Source organism: Macrococcus brunensis, assembly GCF_022343725.1.
Lineage (GTDB): Bacteria > Bacillota > Bacilli > Staphylococcales > Staphylococcaceae > Macrococcus > Macrococcus brunensis.
The window spans coordinates 1,727,744-1,745,248 of record NZ_CP092179.1 but is presented as its reverse complement, the minus strand read 5'-3'; the positions used below and the strand labels follow the sequence as shown (position 1 = coordinate 1,745,248).

Genomic DNA, 17,505 nt, shown 5'->3' with positions numbered 1-17,505 from the left:
AAACTTATGAATATTCTATTACATGATTAATTATATATTGCGTTAAAGCGTTTTCATATAACTATTTTTAGTTTTTTTAGATTTTTTGCAGTAAATTTGATAAAATTTATAGATGCTATACATGCTTAGGAGGATAAAAATGACAACGATTACAAATGATCAGGTTAAACACGTTGCCCATTTAGCACGTCTTGCAATTACTGAAGAAGAAGCGGCTAAATTCAGCGGACAGCTTGAGGCGATTCTGAACTTTGCCAATCAGCTGGAAGAAGTGGATACAGAAAACGTTGAACCGACTTTCCACGTGCTGGACCTGCAGAACGTTCTACGTCCTGATACAGCGGAACAAAGTTTAAGCCAGGAAGAAGTACTGAAAAATGCACCGGTTAAAGAAGATGGTCAGTTCCGTGTGCCTTCAATCTTAGGAGGAGAATAAGAATGTCATTAAGATATGAATCAATCGAATCATTATCCAAGATGATTCACAACAAAGAAATCAAACCATCAGAACTGATCGCAGATACTTTCGTAAACATCGAAAAAGAAGATGGTATCATCAATTCATTCCTCGCACTTGATAAAGAGAATGCGATGAAAAAAGCAGAAGCACTTGATAATCAGTCACCAGAAGGTAAACTTTTCGGTATTCCGATGGGGATTAAAGATAACATCGTCACTAAAAATGTTGAGACAACTTGTGCCTCTAAAATTCTGACAGGCTTTGACCCGGTTTACGATGCTACAGTCATGCAGAAACTGAATCATGAAAATGCTGTACTTGTCGGTAAACTTAACATGGATGAGTTTGCGATGGGTGGTTCTACAGAGAACTCTCACTACAAAAAGACAGTCAATCCATTCGACCACACAGCAGTACCAGGTGGCTCTTCAGGTGGTAGTGCAGCAGCAGTTGCAGCAAGCTTAGTACCTTTCACTTTAGGTTCTGATACAGGTGGTTCTATTCGTCAGCCTGCGTCATACTGTGGTGTTGTCGGGATGAAGCCGACTTATGGCCGTGTTTCTCGTTTCGGCTTAGTTGCCTTCGCTTCTTCACTAGACCAGATTGGACCATTAACACGTAACGTCAAAGATAATGCGACAGTACTTGAAGTCATCGCAGGTCATGACAAGATGGATTCAACAAGTGCACCAGTTGATAATGTGGACTTCACGTCTAACATTGACAAAGATTTAACAGGTCTCCGTGTGGCAGTGCCTAAAGAATATTTAGGCGAAGGTGTTTCACCGGAAGTGAAAGCTTCTATAGAAAAAGCCATTCAGGAATTAAGCAATCTGGGTGCGACGATTGAAGAAGTGTCCCTGCCGAACGCTAAATACGGTGTCGCGACGTATTACATCATCGCGTCTTCAGAGGCATCTGCTAACTTGGCACGATTTGATGGTATCCGTTACGGTTATCAGGCAGAAGGTGCTCAGAACTTAGAGGAACTCTACAAGAAGACTCGTCAAGAAGGCTTCGGTGACGAAGTGAAACGTCGTATCATGCTCGGTACATATGCCCTGAGTTCTGGTTATTATGATGCCTACTATAAAAAGGCACAGAAAGTCCGTACACTAATCAAACAGGACTTCGAAAAAGTCTTTGCTGACTACGATGTCATCGTTGGACCTGTTGCACCGACACCTGCATTTAATATCGGTGAGCAAATCAATGATCCACTGACAATGTATGCGAATGATATCCTGACAATCCCTGTTAACTTAGCGGGTCTACCTTCTATTTCTGTACCATGTGGTGAAGAGAACGGACGCCCAATCGGACTGCAGATCATCGGTAAACCGTTTGATGAGCAGAAGCTTTACAATGTTGCTTATCAGTATGAACAAAAATTCAACTTACACGACCGTTATCAAACATTATAAGGAGACGATGAAATGCATTTCGAAACAGTAATCGGACTTGAAGTCCACGTTGAACTGAAAACTGAATCTAAAATGTTCTCAAGTTCACCTGCCCATTTCGGTGCAGAACCGAATACAAATGTTAGTGTCATCGACCTGGGTTATCCTGGAGTGCTGCCAGTCGTCAACCGTACAGCAGTAGACTGGGCGATGCGTGCAGCGATGGCGCTGAACATGGATATTAGAACAGAAACTAAATTTGACCGTAAAAACTACTTCTATCCGGATAATCCGAAAGCTTATCAGATTTCACAGTTTGATGAGCCGATCGGTGAAAACGGCTATATTGACATCGAAGTAGGCGGCGAAACAAAACGTATCGGTATCACGCGTCTTCACATGGAAGAAGATGCCGGTAAACTGACCCATAAAGACGGTCATTCACTAGTGGATTTAAACCGTCAGGGGACACCGCTTGTTGAGATTGTCTCTGAACCCGACATCCGTACACCGGAAGAAGCTTATGCTTACCTTGAAAAGTTAAAAGCAATCATCCAGTATACAGGCGTCTCTGACTGTAAGATGGAAGAAGGTTCACTTCGTTGTGACGCTAATATTTCACTTCGTCCAGCTGGCCGTGAAGAATTCGGTACGAAGACAGAACTTAAAAACCTGAACTCTTTCAACTACGTTCGTCGTGGTTTAGAACATGAGGAAAAACGTCAGGCAGAAGTTCTGCTTGCGGGTGGAGAGATCCTTCAGGAGACACGTCGTTTTGATGAGTCTACAGGTAAAACGATTCTGATGCGTGTCAAAGAAGGATCAGATGACTACCGTTACTTCCCAGAGCCTGACTTAGTGCCTCTCTTCATCGACGAAGGATGGAAAGCACGTGTCCGCGAATCTATTCCTGAATTGCCGGATACGCGTAAAGAAAAATATGTAAATGAATATGGTCTGCCTGCATATGATGCACATGTCCTGACACTGACTAAAGAGATGTCTGACTTCTTTGAAGAAACGCTGAAGCTCGGTGCAGACGCTAAATTGTCATCTAACTGGCTGATGGGCGGCGTTAATGAATACTTGAACAAAAACCAGAAAGACTTAGGCGAAACAGCTTTAACACCTGCTAACCTCGCTGAAATGGTGAAACTGCTTGCTGATGGTACAATCTCAAGTAAAATCGCGAAAAAAGTCTTTGCAGATACAGTTGAGACAGGTAAAGCACCGAAAGTCATTATGGAAGAACAAGGGCTTGTACAAGTGTCTGATCCAGAACAGCTACGTGCATTTGTCACTGAAGCACTTGATACGAATCCACAGTCTATCGAAGACTTCAAGAACGGTAAAGGTAAAGCAATGGGCTTCCTTATCGGTCAGATCATGAAGATCTCAAAAGGACAGGCAAACCCGCAACTCGTTAACCAGATTCTGAAAGAAGAACTGGAAAAAAGATAATAAAAAAAGCTGATATGACTCAGGTCATATCAGCTTTTTTTATACGTGGGATGATTGTTTATTCAGCGTGAGTACGCCAATGAATGAGATACTCGCAGCAATAACAAGATAAATCGCAACGGGATAAGTACTGTGATAATGACTGGTCAGATATTCTGCTATCAGTGGCGCAGTCCCGCCAGCAAGTGCTGCACCGACCTGGTAGCCGAGTGACACACCTGTATATCTGACTTCTTTAGAGAAGGCTTCAGAGAACAGTGTACCTTGAACAGCAGCGAGAGGAGACCAGATGACGCTTAAACCGATGAAAGTCGCCAGGAATAACAGGAGAACGGACCGCTGATCAATCAATAAGAAATATGGAAATGCAAACAGAATAATACCGGCGCTGCCTGCCAGATACAGTTTTCTACGTCCAATACGGTCACTCAGACGACCATACAGCGGAATAATGAAGACTGTTATACTTGCCGCTGTCAGAACGATGAGCATAATCGTATCAAAGGAAAAACCGAGCGTTTTGGTACCGTAACCGACAATAAATGTTGAAAACAAGTAGAAAGGTGCTGTTTCCACAAATTTAGCGCAGCAGGTAATAATGACTTCTTTCCAGTGGTGCTTAAACGTATAAAGTAACGGAATACGCGGGACAGAACCATTTTTGACAGCTGCCTTATAATCGGGTGTTTCTTCAAGACCTGTTCTGATCCAGAGACCGAAAGCGACAAAAAAGCCACTCATGATAAAAGGAATACGCCAGCCGTACAGCGTAAACTGCTCATCATTCAGAATAGACGTCATAATAAAAAAGGCGAGTGATCCGAGTACAAGACCTATCGGGACGCCGAGCTGTGGAAAGCTGCCGTAAAAGCCGCGACGGTCATGCGGTGCATACTCTGTTGCGAGCAGTAATGATCCACCGTATTCACCGCCGATACCCAGTCCCTGCACTAAACGAAGGAGCAGGAGAAGGACCGGTGCCCATATACCAGCTGTTTCATATGTAGGGAGCAGACCGATACAGACAGTGGCAACACCCATCATGGTCAACGTCATCACCAGTGTTTTTTTGCGGCCCATTCGGTCGCCGATATGCGCGAAAATAACGCCGCCTAAGGGACGAATAAAGAATGAAATCGCAATACCGAAATAGGAAATCATGGTCGAGACAGCAGGATCACCTGTCACAAAAAAGTGTTTACTGAAGATCACGCTTGCTACTGAAGCATAAAGAAAGAAATCAAACCATTCTATTGATGAGCCGACAAGGCTTGCTGTCAGTACTTTTCTTTGCAGTTTTTTATCCATTATTGTTCTCTCCGCTCCGCTCTTTAATACAAAAAAACTACCCGTTAAAATAAGATTTAATCGGGTAGATGCAAAATATATGAAATTTACTTTTTGAAGAGATAGTCTGTGAGATTGGCATACCAGATATCGAGACCTTGATCAGTCAGAAGTTCTGTTTTAGCGTCATAGCTTTCTTCGAGGTCATCTTTTGCCCATTTTTTCGACTGTGTATAATAAGTTTTAGAATCCTCGAAATAGTTTTCTTCTTCTTTCTGATAAGTCTTGAATGCTTTATCCGTTGAAGGACGAGTGCCAATCACTCGGACTTCGATATGATCTGATTTAAGGTCATCGACAATTTTAGAAAGCTGTTTATTGTGCGCTTGAGCAGGAACTTTCTCCGTAAAATCATTGAGTGTCATGGCATCAAGTATAACAACATCAGGTTTTGCATCTTTCAGTTTGCCGACATCAATTTTATCACTCGCTGTCTCGATCATTTGTTCATTTATCTTCAGTGATGGATAGTGATCACGAAGCGTCTGAGCTAAGCTTTGATTATCATCTGTGACTTGGTAAGGTGTAGAAAGAAGAGTGATATTCATCTCTTTATTTTTATTATAAATATTTTGAAGTGACTTGTCTTTAAAAGCTGTTTTTTTCATTTCTGTTTGATTACTTTTACTGTCGGAATGGCTGGGCGACACGTTTGATTGCCAGTAAATATAACCGAAACCGATTAATAAGACTGCTAGTACTACATAAAGCCAGAAGAGTATATTTTTCATCTGAATCCTCCATGATTTCAATACTATTATTTTAACATAAATATGAAATTGCTAGTAAGAGAGAACTAAAATGTTTATAATTTATAAAAAATGGTAATATGTTTTGAATATGTATCTATATTTAAAGAACTACAAAACGAAATGAGATACAAGTGAGGGCATACTATGATTAAAAATACACCTCGCAGTTTCCTGGAGTACAGAACCTTGTTTATTGAAGAGTCGAAGCAGCTGATTGAAATTCTGGGAAATGCGATTACTGAAATACATCAATACGGCAGTTCAGCAGTTGAAGGATTACCATTCATCGATGAAATCAATATCATGCCGGTCGTCAAACACTACCGTCATGTTGAGAAGCAGATGGAGGCTATTGAAGCACAAGGCTTCACATGTGTAGAACAGTCATCTGACTGCATCATCCATGAGAAAAAGAGCGGCGGACAATCTATACAGATTAGATGGGTTGAGCAAAATGATATGAAACAGGTCAAGTCGCTCCTGCTTTTCAGAGATTACTTAAGACAGAATGTATCAGCAAAAGAACAGTATATTCATTTTCTGCTGAAAAATAAGCAGCAGGCTAAAGACGAAATGGAATTTCAGTTAAAAGAAATCGAATATATGCTGCAGTTGAAAAAAGAAGCAGAAGAATGGCAGAAAAGATTCTGAAAAGAATCTTTTTTTTGTGTAATCTTATAGAATAAGTTAAATTAGAGACAGTGAGATTATTGATAAAGTGGGGATGAAAGATGACGCTAGAAATTGCCGAGAATATCGGTTTAGAAGAAAAAATGGCGAACCGCCATGGTCTGATTGCCGGCGCAACAGGTACAGGTAAAACCATTACACTTAAAGTCATGGCAGAACAGTTCTCAAAAGCAGGGATTCCAGTCTTCCTATCTGATATTAAAGGAGATTTGACCAGCCTCGCCGAGCCGATGGAAATGAATGATAAGATTCAGGAACGTCTGACATTACTGGATCTGACAGATTATCAACCGCAGCAGTTTCCAGTCAGAATGTGGGATATTTTCGGCAAAATGGGGACGCCGATACGTGCGACAGTGACTGAAATGGGTCCACTTCTTCTGTCCCGCCTGATGGGACTGAATGAGACGCAGACGGGCATTCTGAATATGGCGTTTAGAATCAGTGACGATGAAGGCCTGGCACTCCTTGACCTCAAGGATTTGCAGTCACTGCTCAATCATATGGGTGATCATGCAGCAGAGTATACGACGAAATATGGCAACCTGACGAAGCAGTCTATTGGTGCGATTCAGCGTAAGCTGCTCGAACTGGATAGTCAAGGTGCGGGTCATTTCTTCAGTGAGCCTGCTCTTAAACTGGAAGATTTCCTGCAGCAGGAGAACGGTAAAGGGGTCATCAATATTCTGCATGCAGTTGAACTGTATCGCCAGCCCCTCCTTTATACGACATTTCTGCTCTGGCTGCTGACTGAACTGTTTGAGATTCTACCCGAAGTAGGCGATGCGGATAAACCGAAGCTTGTCTTCTTCTTTGACGAAGCTCATCTTTTATTCAAAGACGCCAATTCGGCATTTATCACGCAGATTGAACAAGTCGTGCGCCTTATCCGTTCTAAAGGGGTCGGTGTTTATTTCGTGACACAGAACCCAATCGATTTACCTGACGAAGTACTCGGTCAGCTCGGTAATCGTGTTCAGCATGCGTTACGTGCATTCACACCGCGTGATCAGAAAGCGGTGAAGAGTGCAGCAGAGACATTCAGACAGAACCCGGAGCTGGACGTAGAAACAGTTATCGGCGAACTGAAAACCGGTGAAGCGCTTGTTTCTTTTCTTAATAGCGACGGACAACCTGGTATCGTTGAACGTGCATGGATCAGACCACCTGAAAGTAAAATCGGTGTCTTAAGCAAACCGATTGCCCTCGAATCGAATCCGTTCTATGCGACTTATAAAGAACAACTGGACCGTGAGAGTGCCTACGAACTGCTTCAGCAGAAACTGACTGAGCAGCCTGAAATAAAAGAAACAAAGCAGCCTGCCAAGAAAGCGACGAAAGAAAAACCGTCTGAACTGCAGAAGGTGGCAACTTCTGTACTGACATCTGTCGGCAGACAGATAGGACGCGAAATTGTCCGCAATATATTTGGTGGGCGTAGACGCTAGCAAAATCAAGGGAATCTTCCGAAAGAGTGAATAGATATGAAAAAAAGAGCGAGAATTATTTATAATCCAACTTCTGGTCGAGAATTGTTCAAAAAAACATTGCCGGATGTCCTGATCAAATTGGAACAGGCAGGTTACGAGACGAGTGCGCATGCGACAACTGCGGCAGGTGATGCGACTGTTGCGGCCCGTGCAGCAGTGCATGACAAGTTCGATATCATCATCGCAGCAGGCGGTGACGGCACGCTTAACGAAGTAGTCAATGGAATTGCAGACCTGCCGGATCTCCCTAAAATAGGCGTTATTCCTATGGGGACTGTCAATGACTTTGGGCGTGCGCTCATGATACCAAAGGATATCATGGAAGCGGTGGATGTCATCATTGAAGGAACTACAGTGCCGGTTGATATCGGCCGAATGAACAGTCGTTACTTCATCAATATTGCAGGCGGCGGTAAAATCACTTCTGTATCTTACGAAGCTCCTAGCAAACTGAAGACAGTGATCGGCCCATTAGCTTATTACATTAAAGGGCTGGAAATGCTGCCTGAGATTAAACCGACTGATGTCCGTATTGAATACGACGGGCAGGTTTTCACAGGGGAAGTCATGCTGTTCCTGATCGGTCTGACAAATTCTGTCGGCGGCTTTGAGAAACTAGTACCCGATGCCTCTATTAATGATGGTTACTTCACGCTGTTGTTTCTCGAAAAAGTGAACCTGGCAGAGTTCGGACATTTACTGACCCTTGCCTCACGCGGTGAACATCTGAATCATCCGAAAGTCCATTACATTAAGGCGCGGGAAATCAAGGTCTCTTCATATGAGATGATGGACTTGAATGTCGACGGTGAATATGGGGGCGTGTTACCCGCTCATTTCGTCAATCTTGCAAGCCATTTAGAGATTTTCAGTCCGCTTGATGATATTACTCGTTCGAATAATATTGAGAAGATGAAGAAAATCGATAATCAGTATACAGTCACAGACGTTGAATAAAAGATTAGTCGAATTGAGAAGTCTAGCATCACGTAAAGTCCCGCAGATCCCATTAGCGGGACTTTTCTCATAAGAAAGGGCAGTATAGCACTACGTAAAGTCCTGCAGATTCCATTAGCGGGACTTTCCTCATATAATAAATAATATGAAAAACCACGAAACAGCGATAAATTTAGAGTTTATCGCTGTTTCGTGGTTTCTATAGAAATCCTCTCTATTTAATTTCGTCTGTAAATGATTCTGCCAGTTCATCATATTCCCAGTTGCGGTGGGATGGATAAAGAGAGAGTCCGCCATCTGCCACAATCGTCTGTCCTGTTATATATTTAGATTCTTTACTTGCCAGAAATGCGGCAATGCTTGCGATTTCTTCCGGCTCAGCGACATAACCCATCGGTACAAAACCGTCTGCTTCTTTTTTCTTCTCTTCAGTAGAGAAGTTCTCAGCATTGATTGGTGTATTGATTGAACCTGGTGCGATATTATTGACGCGAATCTGTACACGGGCATATTCAAGTGCTAAGCTCTGTGTCAGAAGCTTGACGCCACCTTTACTTGCACAGTACTGAGCATAATGCGGCCATGGAATGATTTCGTGTACACTTGAGACATTGATGACAACGCCTTTATATTTCTTCTCCATATAATGCTTGATCGCTTCACGAGAGCCGATGAAAGTGCCACGCAAGTTGACGTTCATCACTTTATCAAATTCATCTGTCGACATTTCGTGACTGACGATATCCTTCTGCATACCTGCATTGTTGACCATAACGTGGAGAGCGCCATATGTATCGATTGTTTTTTGGAATAGACTGAGGAATTCTTCTTCGTTAGTTGTATCAGCTTTAACGGCAACTGCTTCGCCGCCTTTAGCTTTAATAGATTCTACTAGTTCACTCGCTTCGTCTTCTCTTGAATGATAATTGATGACAACTTTCATACCTTCTTCGGCATAACGTTCAGCAATCGCTTTACCGATACCAGAAGCACCGCCTGTGATGAGTGCCACTTTATCTTTTAAATCGTTATACATGATTGTAGTCTCCTTTAAATTAGTTTAATAGACTATACCCATATCGTTTTTAAGTAATCTATGTGACAACGAACTATCAGTGGAATAAAATAGAAAAGAAAGGTGGAGGACAGATGACTTATCAACTAACAATACTCAGCACAACGGATATGCATGCTCATTTAAGTTTATATGATTACTTTTTAGGAACTGAACAGGAGATAAATGGTCTGATTTTAGCAGGAAGTAAGATCAAGGCGCTTGTCGAAGAGAATCAGCAGAAAGAAACACAGACTGTTGTACTGGATAACGGTGATATTCTGCAGGGCAATCTGATTGCAGATTACGCAGCCGATAAAAGACCAGAGCGGCACCCGGTGATGCAGATGATGAATGCAGTCGGATATGATGCGATGACACTTGGTAACCATGAGTTCAACTATGGTCTTGATTATCTGAAGTCCACGCTCGCTCAGGCAGAATTTCCGGTCGTCAACTGCAATATCAGGACTGTAGAAGGTGACTATCTTTTTAATCCTTATACTGTCATTGAGAAGACATTCAGTGACGGTGAAACAATCAGAGTTGGGGTGACAGGCGTCGTCCCTGAACAGATTCTGATGTGGGATGATAAATGGCTGCATGGTAAAGTTGTGGTTCAGGATATGTATCAGACTGCCAAAGCATGTGCAGCTGAACTGAAGAAGCATTGTGACGTTGTTGTCTGCCTCTGTCATACAGGATTTGATGCCTCACTGCCAGACGAAGATGGGCTTGAGAACCAGGTTCACCGTATCAGCACGATTGATGATATCGATGCGATTATTTTCGGTCATACACATCAGCTCTTCCCGTCTGATACATTAACAGCTGACTATATTGATGGAAGTCGTATTCATCACGTTTATGCGGTACAGCCGACTTCTTTCGGCAGCCATCTCGGCCGGATTGAACTGACGCTGAAAAAGACTGAGAATGGTTTTGAAGTCGAGTCTGGACATTCTGAAGTCATCGAGCTGAAAAATAATACGGTGATTGATCCGGCCCTTGTTGAACTCAATGAGACGACACATCAGGCTATATTCGATTATATCAATGAAGAAATCGGTCAGACAGAACACTATATCGATAGCTTCTTCAGCCAGCTGGCGCCGAGCAGAGCAGTTGAAATAGTGGCAATAAGCGGTAGAAGAGCATATGAGAAGTTGCGTGGAGATATACCTAACCTGATTTCTACTTCTGCGCCCTTAAAGGCAGGGCGAGATGGTGCGAGTGATTACGTTATGATTTCACCAGGCTCTCTGACGATTAAAGACGCTATCAGTATTTACCGCTTTCCGAACAAGCTTGCAGCAGTTAAGGTGACAGGAAAAGTATTGAAAGAGTGGCTCGAGTGGAGTGCTTCTGCTTTTAATTGTTATAGTGATGAGCTGATTGTCAAAGATAATCAGTCTATTGCACCGGGCTTCCCGAGCTACAACATGGATATCTTCTACGAGCTTGACTACCAGATTGATCTGAGTGTGCCGGCACGCTATAACCATGCAGCGGTGCAGGTGACAGACAGCGTGCGTATTCAAGGCCTGACATTTGAGGGGCGGGCTGTAGAACCGGATGATGAATTTACAGTGCTGACCAATGATTACAGGCTGAACTTCACGCCATTTCTAAAAAGTCTGGAAGGCGAAGTGCTCGATGTTGATGTCAGAGAAACTGTGATAGAATATATCAAGGAAGAAGGCTGTGATTTCAAGGCGGCATGGCCGTTCAGATTCACTGAGGACGGGACTTACCGCATGAAAACGAGTCGACATGCTGAAGACGTCTTACTTGAGTATCCGGCACGAAAAGTGGCAGATGCGGCAGATGACTTTATCATCGTCGAACTTAATATGAAAGAGAGAAATGAATGAAGAAAAACGATATATTAACAGGCACAGTTATCGATTATACACACGAAGGTAACGGTGTTGTCAAAATAGAAGGTTATCCTATTTTTATCCCAAAGACTGTGAAAGACGAAACGGTCACTTTCAAGCTGATCAAGCAGAATAAAGGATTTGGTATCGGCAAAGTGATGTCCATTGAAACAGAAAGTCCGGACCGCGTGGTGCCTCCTTGCATCTATTATCAGCAATGCGGAGGATGTAATATACAACATCTACGCTATAGCGCGCAGCTCACTATGAAGGAAAACCAGGTAAAAAACTTAGTTCATAAGATGACGAAGCTCAATATTCCGGTTCGTGACATTATAGGGATGGACAACCCTTGGCGTTACCGCAATAAAAGTCAGCTGCCTGTCCAGTATCAGGATGGCATTGTAACAGGCTTCTACAGACCGCGTTCACATGATATTGTGCCGATAGAAGAGTGTCTGATTCAGAAAGAAAGCCACGATGAACTGATGAACACGATTCGACAGCTGCTTACGAAGTACAATGTCAGCATTTATGATGAACGCAAGCATAGAGGGAACCTTCGGCATATCGTGCTCCGCAGCGGAACGAAAGTGAACGAAACGATGGTCGTCTTCGTGACGAAAAGCAAGCAATTGCCGGAACTTGAACAGATTGCGGATGAACTGATGACACGTTTTCCTGATGTGACGAGTATCAGACAGAATATCAACAGTGAAAAGACGAATGTGATTCTCGGCAGACAGTCAAAGACGATTCGGGGCAATGACTTTATCCATGACCAGCTGGACACGCTGACTTTTGAAATTTCAGACATGAGTTTCTATCAGGTGAATCATGAGCAGACAGAGAAACTGTACCGAAAAGCTCTGCAATATGCAGAACTGGAAGAGAAACAGAATGTCATTGATGCTTACTGCGGCATCGGCACAATCGGCCTATTTATGGCGACACATGCTGAACGTGTCTACGGTGTCGAAATAGTAGAGAAAGCGATTGAAGATGCGAAGCGGAATGCTGCTCTCAATCACTTGTCAAATACACATTTTGAAGCGGGCAAAGCAGAAGATGTTATTCTGAAGTGGCGTGAAGATGGCATCAGACCAGACGTCGTTATGGTTGATCCGCCGCGTAAAGGCTGTGATTCTGTCTTTGTTGAGACGTTACTGGAGCTTGAACCGAATCGTATCGTCTATGTATCCTGCAATCCTTCAACCTTGATGCGTGATATACAGCTGCTGGAAGAGAAGTACCATATCGATGAGATTACACCAGTCGATATGTTTCCGCAGACGACGCATGTTGAAGCTGTCTGCAAGATGACCTTAAAGGGGTAAGCAGATGGAGAAAAGAATCATTCATGTCGATATGGATGCATTCTATGCGCAGATTGAGCAGCGTGATAACCCGAAGCTTAAAGGGAAACCCGTTATCGTAGGCGGTAAATCGAGTTCCAGAGGTGTCGTCTCAACAGCGAGTTACGAGGCAAGGAAATTTGGTGTTCATTCAGCGATGCCGATGAGTCGGGCGCATCAGCTCTGCCCGGATGGTTATTATGTGACACCGCACTTCAATGTCTACCGGGAAGTCTCTGCCACGATTATGGAGATTTTCAAAAGTTATACCGAGTTTGTTCAACCCGTTTCTCTAGATGAAGCTTATCTTGACATCACCCATCTTGTCAGACGAGATATGCCGGCTTCACAAGTGGCCCGTTATATTAAACGTGATGTGCTGGAAGCAACACAGTTGACTTGCTCAGCTGGTGTATCTTATAATCGTTTTCTCGCTAAAATGGCATCCGGTATGAATAAACCGGACGGGCTGACGATTATTCATCATGGTAATGTGCATGATATTCTTATGCCGCTGCCCATCGGAGATTTTCCGGGTGTCGGTAAAGTCACTGAAGAGAAGATGAAAACACTCGGTATTGAAACAGGACAGGATTTATTCAACCAGACAGAACGCGACCTCATCAACTGGTTCGGCAAAAGAGGCCCGAAGTTATACTGCTATGCGCGTGGCATAGGTGATGATACTGTAAGTTCTGAAAGGACACGTAAATCGATAGGTAAAGAGACGACATTTGAAGTGGATAAAAATGATGACGAAGAAATACTGGCAGTTATTCGAAAACTCGCTAAACAGGTCAGCGACAAACTGAGTCAGCATCATCTTGCAGGAGATATTGTAACTGTTAAAATTAAGGAATTTGATTTCACTACGGTGACGAAACAGCTTAAGCTTCCAGAACACATCACTGAAGCAGATGCAATCTATAATATCGCCTATCATCTTTATACCGAAGTGAAATCGACGGAACGTCCGATACGTTTAATCGGTGTCACAGTGGGGAATTTAAAGGAGAAGCGTTTCGAAAATATGACGATATATGATTTTATACAACGGAAAGAGTGAGTAAGATGAAATTTAAATTTTCTATTATTGGTATTGTCGCCTTGTTATTCGCTCTCTTTGTGATGGATACATGGAATAATGGCTTTGACCTTTGGAAACTACTAGGGATTATTGTACTTGCAGTGTTCCTGTTCTGGGTAGACCACAAACTGGAGAGACCGGTATCACGAGACAGCATCAGACAGAATATTAAATATAGACGCAAATAAAACCATGTCCATAGGACATGGTTTTATTTATAGAACTCGATCAATTGTTTTAACTTGTCGTCACTGATCAGCTGAACCTCTTCACCGCGGGCTATCCGGTTAGTGATCGCATTGTCTTTAGCGGAAGGTTTATTGTTCTTTTGTTTGCCGAAGAGATAGATATCAGCCTGCTCGACATCAGTCTCATACTGTCCGCCGTGATCCACGATATACTGGACGATATCTTTTCGTTTCAGATGCAGGGTCCCCGATATTGCAAGCTTTTTATCATGAAAAGGATGAGTCAGATCAAAATCTTTCGTCGACGGTTTAATGGCATTCAGCTCTGCATTATAGCGGCTCATCTGCTGGCTTTTCTTGTATTTCATACCGGACAAATACGAACGGTGACGTTTGAGATAGTCTTCCAGTGAATCATAGTGTTTCAGCAGGCGGAGCGTGATCATAGCGCTTGCTTTAGCGTCGTTCAAAGCATGGTGATGCCCGTGAAAATCGAGGTCATAGAACTTCATCATATTTTTCAAGCTGTAGCTGTGATTTTTGACTGTTTTGCGCGCCATGTTACATGAACAGAAGTAAGGCATAGTCGGCAGCTCAAGATTATAGCGTTCAATCGACTGATAGAGCACATTCATATCAAAACGCGCAAAGTGAGCGACGACAGGCAGATCACCAATGAAATCCATCATATGCGGGAAGACGTCAGGGAATATCGGTGCATCTACTACGTCTTCCGGCTTAATGCCGTGTACAGCAATATTGCCTTTAGAGAAGTATGTCTCAGGGTTGACGAGTGTATAAAACGTCTCCGTCATCATATTGCCCTGCACTTTCACCATACCGACGCTGCAGACACTTGCCGGCTGACCATTTGCTGTCTCGAAATCGAGTGCAATAAACTCATTCATCATACGTCCCCCTTTTGTTTCAGTATACAAAAAAAGAGACAGAACCTATAGAGGTTTGTCTCTAGGTATGTCACAGCCGCAGTCATGATTGACAGAGCAGCTGTTACATTTACCTTCTTTGGATTTTTTGAAGAATTTGACCAGTGTAAAAGCAGCATATCCAAATATGAGTAAGGCGAGCAGAATATTGATGAATAATGACATAAGAGCCTCCTTAAATGAACAATTGGCCGAGCTGATAGACAGCAAACGTTAAGAAATAGGCAACTGCGATAGGATAGAGCATTGCGAGAAATGTCCATTTCCATGAACTTGTTTCTTTACGAATAGCAGCGACTGTTGACAGACAGGGGATATATAACAGGATGAAAAGCATGAACGCATAGGCAGTCAGCGGCGTGAACTGGCTATGAATCACCTGTATCAAGGCATCATCACTGACCGCATAGATGATAGCCATCGCACTGACGATGACTTCTTTAGCTAAAAAGCCTGGAATCAGTGTAGCACCCGCCTGCCATGTACCAAAACCAAGAGGGGCAAGGAGCGGCGCGATTACGCCGCCAATCATCGCAAGGTAACTGTCGCCGATCCCTACATTGAGGCCGGCGGGCCCTGTGTAGTTTAAGAGCCAGATCAATACAGATCCTCCGAAAATAAATGTCCCCGCCTTTTTGACGAACCCTTTTCCTTTTTCCCATGTGCTGCGCCATAAAGTTTTAATCGATGGTAAACGATAGGGCGGCAGTTCTATCACGAAGATTGAAGTGTCATTTTTCAGGAGTGTCTTCGATAGAATAAAACTCATGAATAAAGCAACGACAACACCGATGACGTACAAGCTCAACACAATTAAAGCCTGATTCTCCTTGAAGAATATACCGGCAAAGAGTGCATAGACAGGCAATCGTGCAGAACAGGACATGAAAGGTGCGATTAAAATAGTCGTCAGACGTTCTTTCTCTTCTTCGATACTACGTGCAGCCATAATACCTGGCACATTACACCCGAAGCCGATAATCATCGGGATGAATGACTTGCCGTTCAGTCCGAAGAACTCCATTAAACGGTCCATAATCACTGCGATACGCGCCATGTAACCTGAGTCCTCGAGCAGTGAGATGAAGAAGAATAAGACTAGAATCTGAGGGACGAAGACTAGGACACCGCCTACACCCGCTATAATACCGTCAGTGATTAGATTCTGCAGAAATTCGACCACACCGAGCTTTGTCATGATGGTGTGTGCCCAGTCTGTTAATGGACCACCGAAAAATGCATCCAGCTGATCTGAGAGCGGTGTACCGATCCAGGTGAATGTCGTCTGAAAAATCAGCCACATTAACAGCAGGAAAATAGGCATGCCGAAATATTTGTGTGTGACAATACTATCGATTGTCTCTGTCAAAGGTGTCTTATAGACTTCAGGTTTCGTCACGACACCTTCTAGGATTTCAGTGATTTTATTCTGACGTGCTTTTAAGATGAGTTCTTTGACAGGGAAATCAATCTGTTCTTTTAATTGTTCTCGCGTCGCATCATAACCCACATATTCAATGACAGCTGGATTATCCATCAGAAACTGGACAGCGAGAAAACGATGATGACGTCTATTGAGCGTAAGTCCGCTGAATGTCGGCATAATTTTCGTGATAAGCGCCTCTATTCTGTCATCATAGCGAAGCGACAATCGGGCAGCTGACAGATGACGGTCATTGACAGCCTCCAGTATTTCATGCGTCCCTTTACCTGTGCGTGCTACGACAGGAATGACAGGAATCTTCAGACGATGCATCAATAAGTCTATATCAATACGGTAGCCACGTTTAGCTGAGACGTCAACCATATTGAGACCCATCATCATAGGTGCTCCGTATTCCATCAGCTGGATAGTCAGGAGTAGATTTCGGCGCAGCTGCGAAGCATCAACGATATTGATCATGCCTTGGAAAGATTCCTGCAGCAGAAATCGTGTGACGACGGTCTCGTCTTTTGATATAGGGAGCAAGTCATAAGTACCCGGAAGATCCACAAGGTTACCATAGTTCTTCTTGAGCTTACCGATTTTCTTTTCAACCGTTACACCACTCCAGTTGCCCACGTATTCATATGAACCGGTCAGTGCATTGAAGAGGGATGTTTTCCCGACATTCGGATTGCCGAGAATACAGAACGTGTTAGTCATGAGCGGCTTCCAGCATGATCTTGCACGCATCGCAGTTCCGTATACAGATATGCTGTCCTTCTATATCAAAGACGCACGGACCTTTAAAAAGGCTTTTACGCTGAACTTTCAGCATGTTGCCGACTGACAGACCGAGCGCATTTAGACGGTGCTGTAACACCGGATTATCAAAACTGATTGATTTAACAAAATAAGTAACGCCGATTTCGGCATTAGCTGCATGAAGCATTTAGACACCTTCTTATTTGATTGCGATAATCATTTTCAATTAAATATTAGCATGGTGAT

Annotated in this window: 16 protein-coding genes and 1 pseudogene; 10 read left to right on the top strand and 7 right to left on the bottom strand. The window is 43.3% G+C overall.

All coding sequences use genetic code 11. From position 1 onward, the window contains the following. The first annotated feature begins 139 nt into the window (after positions 1-139). The 3 genes from gatC to gatB are packed head-to-tail and all read left to right on the top strand — an operon-like array spanning position 140 to position 3,324. Positions 140-436, top strand: coding sequence for an Asp-tRNA(Asn)/Glu-tRNA(Gln) amidotransferase subunit GatC (gatC, locus tag MGG13_RS09180; RefSeq protein ID WP_133431540.1), 297 nt, complete (start codon positions 140-142; stop codon positions 434-436). Between the two features lie 2 nt (positions 437-438). Next, positions 439-1,884 (top strand): Asp-tRNA(Asn)/Glu-tRNA(Gln) amidotransferase subunit GatA, encoded by a 1,446-nt coding sequence (gatA, locus tag MGG13_RS09175; RefSeq protein ID WP_133431541.1) that lies wholly within the window; start codon positions 439-441, stop codon positions 1,882-1,884. A 12-nt stretch (positions 1,885-1,896) separates the two neighbouring features. Then, positions 1,897-3,324 (top strand): Asp-tRNA(Asn)/Glu-tRNA(Gln) amidotransferase subunit GatB, encoded by a 1,428-nt coding sequence (gene gatB / locus MGG13_RS09170; RefSeq protein ID WP_239034671.1) that lies wholly within the window; start codon positions 1,897-1,899, stop codon positions 3,322-3,324. 39 nt (positions 3,325-3,363) lie between these two features. Here gatB and MGG13_RS09165 read toward each other — a convergent pair whose 3' ends face one another. Continuing rightward, positions 3,364-4,632 (bottom strand): MFS transporter, encoded by a 1,269-nt coding sequence (locus tag MGG13_RS09165; protein ID WP_239034670.1) that lies wholly within the window; start codon positions 4,630-4,632, stop codon positions 3,364-3,366. An 86-nt stretch (positions 4,633-4,718) separates the two neighbouring features. Next, positions 4,719-5,402 carry a hypothetical protein gene (locus MGG13_RS09160; protein ID WP_239034669.1) on the bottom strand — a complete coding sequence of 228 codons (684 nt, stop codon included), beginning with the start codon at positions 5,400-5,402 and terminating at the stop codon, positions 4,719-4,721. A 165-nt stretch (positions 5,403-5,567) separates the two neighbouring features. Here MGG13_RS09160 and MGG13_RS09155 point away from each other — a divergent pair, with 165 nt between their 5' ends. The 3 genes from MGG13_RS09155 to MGG13_RS09145 all read left to right on the top strand — a co-directional run bounded on the left by MGG13_RS09155 (position 5,568) and on the right by MGG13_RS09145 (position 8,560). Continuing rightward, positions 5,568-6,074 (top strand): GrpB family protein, encoded by a 507-nt coding sequence (locus MGG13_RS09155; RefSeq protein ID WP_133431545.1) that lies wholly within the window; start codon positions 5,568-5,570, stop codon positions 6,072-6,074. A gap of 80 nt (positions 6,075-6,154) precedes the next feature. Then, entirely contained in the window at positions 6,155-7,561 is a 1,407-nt protein-coding gene (locus MGG13_RS09150; RefSeq protein WP_239034668.1) for a helicase HerA-like domain-containing protein, read from the top strand. 36 nt (positions 7,562-7,597) lie between these two features. Further along, positions 7,598-8,560: a diacylglycerol kinase gene (locus tag MGG13_RS09145; RefSeq protein WP_133431547.1), complete on the top strand. Its 963-nt coding sequence runs from the start codon at positions 7,598-7,600 to the stop codon at positions 8,558-8,560. 214 nt (positions 8,561-8,774) lie between these two features. Here MGG13_RS09145 and MGG13_RS09140 read toward each other — a convergent pair whose 3' ends face one another. Further along, entirely contained in the window at positions 8,775-9,596 is an 822-nt protein-coding gene (locus tag MGG13_RS09140; RefSeq protein WP_133431548.1) for a glucose 1-dehydrogenase, read from the bottom strand. A 113-nt stretch (positions 9,597-9,709) separates the two neighbouring features. Between MGG13_RS09140 and MGG13_RS09135 the strand changes: the two genes are divergently transcribed. From MGG13_RS09135 to MGG13_RS09120, 4 genes are read left to right on the top strand one after another with little or no spacing between them, the layout of a single operon-like run. Beyond that, positions 9,710-11,488 (top strand): 5'-nucleotidase C-terminal domain-containing protein, encoded by a 1,779-nt coding sequence (locus MGG13_RS09135; RefSeq protein ID WP_239034667.1) that lies wholly within the window; start codon positions 9,710-9,712, stop codon positions 11,486-11,488. Beyond that, positions 11,485-12,831 carry a 23S rRNA (uracil(1939)-C(5))-methyltransferase RlmD gene (rlmD, locus tag MGG13_RS09130; RefSeq protein ID WP_239034666.1) on the top strand — a complete coding sequence of 449 codons (1,347 nt, stop codon included), beginning with the start codon at positions 11,485-11,487 and terminating at the stop codon, positions 12,829-12,831. Before MGG13_RS09135 ends, rlmD begins: the two co-directional genes overlap by 4 nt. A 4-nt stretch (positions 12,832-12,835) precedes the next feature. After that, entirely contained in the window at positions 12,836-13,915 is a 1,080-nt protein-coding gene (gene dinB / locus MGG13_RS09125; RefSeq protein WP_239034665.1) for a DNA polymerase IV, read from the top strand. A 5-nt stretch (positions 13,916-13,920) separates the two neighbouring features. Further along, positions 13,921-14,124 carry a hypothetical protein gene (locus MGG13_RS09120; protein ID WP_133431552.1) on the top strand — a complete coding sequence of 68 codons (204 nt, stop codon included), beginning with the start codon at positions 13,921-13,923 and terminating at the stop codon, positions 14,122-14,124. A 395-nt stretch (positions 14,125-14,519) separates the two neighbouring features. On the opposite strand, the pseudogene MGG13_RS09115 reads toward MGG13_RS09120, so the two are convergent. The 4 genes and pseudogenes from MGG13_RS09115 to MGG13_RS09100 all read right to left on the bottom strand — a co-directional run. Then, a pseudogene (locus MGG13_RS09115) lies at positions 14,520-15,035 on the bottom strand (3'-5' exonuclease); the annotation flags it as partial. Positions 15,036-15,077: 42 nt separating this feature from the next. Continuing rightward, entirely contained in the window at positions 15,078-15,236 is a 159-nt protein-coding gene (locus MGG13_RS09110) for a FeoB-associated Cys-rich membrane protein (RefSeq protein WP_133431554.1), read from the bottom strand. 10 nt (positions 15,237-15,246) lie between these two features. Beyond that, a complete protein-coding gene (gene feoB / locus MGG13_RS09105; protein WP_239034664.1) occupies positions 15,247-17,217 on the bottom strand; it encodes a ferrous iron transport protein B in 1,971 nt (656 codons plus the stop codon). Then, a complete protein-coding gene (locus MGG13_RS09100; protein ID WP_239034663.1) occupies positions 17,210-17,446 on the bottom strand; it encodes a FeoA family protein in 237 nt (78 codons plus the stop codon). Before MGG13_RS09100 ends, feoB begins: the two co-directional genes overlap by 8 nt. Between the last annotated feature and the right edge of the window lie 59 nt (positions 17,447-17,505).

Excerpts from the sequence above, each read along its gene's own strand:
- MGG13_RS09160 (WP_239034669.1), bottom strand. The coding sequence starts at position 5,402 with ATGAAAAATATACTCTTCTGGCTTTATGTAGTACTAGCAGTCTTATTA.
- MGG13_RS09165 (WP_239034670.1), bottom strand. The coding sequence starts at position 4,632 with ATGGATAAAAAACTGCAAAGAAAAGTACTGACAGCAAGCCTTGTCGGC.
- MGG13_RS09100 (WP_239034663.1), bottom strand. The coding sequence starts at position 17,446 with ATGCTTCATGCAGCTAATGCCGAAATCGGCGTTACTTATTTTGTTAAA.
- MGG13_RS09140 (WP_133431548.1), bottom strand. The coding sequence starts at position 9,596 with ATGTATAACGATTTAAAAGATAAAGTGGCACTCATCACAGGCGGTGCT.
- MGG13_RS09145 (WP_133431547.1), top strand. The coding sequence starts at position 7,598 with ATGAAAAAAAGAGCGAGAATTATTTATAATCCAACTTCTGGTCGAGAA.
- MGG13_RS09120 (WP_133431552.1), top strand. The coding sequence starts at position 13,921 with ATGAAATTTAAATTTTCTATTATTGGTATTGTCGCCTTGTTATTCGCT.
- gatA (WP_133431541.1), top strand. The coding sequence starts at position 439 with ATGTCATTAAGATATGAATCAATCGAATCATTATCCAAGATGATTCAC.
- feoB (WP_239034664.1), bottom strand. The coding sequence starts at position 17,217 with ATGACTAACACGTTCTGTATTCTCGGCAATCCGAATGTCGGGAAAACA.
- gatC (WP_133431540.1), top strand. The coding sequence starts at position 140 with ATGACAACGATTACAAATGATCAGGTTAAACACGTTGCCCATTTAGCA.
- MGG13_RS09135 (WP_239034667.1), top strand. The coding sequence starts at position 9,710 with ATGACTTATCAACTAACAATACTCAGCACAACGGATATGCATGCTCAT.
- MGG13_RS09155 (WP_133431545.1), top strand. The coding sequence starts at position 5,568 with ATGATTAAAAATACACCTCGCAGTTTCCTGGAGTACAGAACCTTGTTT.
- rlmD (WP_239034666.1), top strand. The coding sequence starts at position 11,485 with ATGAAGAAAAACGATATATTAACAGGCACAGTTATCGATTATACACAC.
- MGG13_RS09110 (WP_133431554.1), bottom strand. The coding sequence starts at position 15,236 with ATGTCATTATTCATCAATATTCTGCTCGCCTTACTCATATTTGGATAT.
- dinB (WP_239034665.1), top strand. The coding sequence starts at position 12,836 with ATGGAGAAAAGAATCATTCATGTCGATATGGATGCATTCTATGCGCAG.
- MGG13_RS09150 (WP_239034668.1), top strand. The coding sequence starts at position 6,155 with ATGACGCTAGAAATTGCCGAGAATATCGGTTTAGAAGAAAAAATGGCG.
- gatB (WP_239034671.1), top strand. The coding sequence starts at position 1,897 with ATGCATTTCGAAACAGTAATCGGACTTGAAGTCCACGTTGAACTGAAA.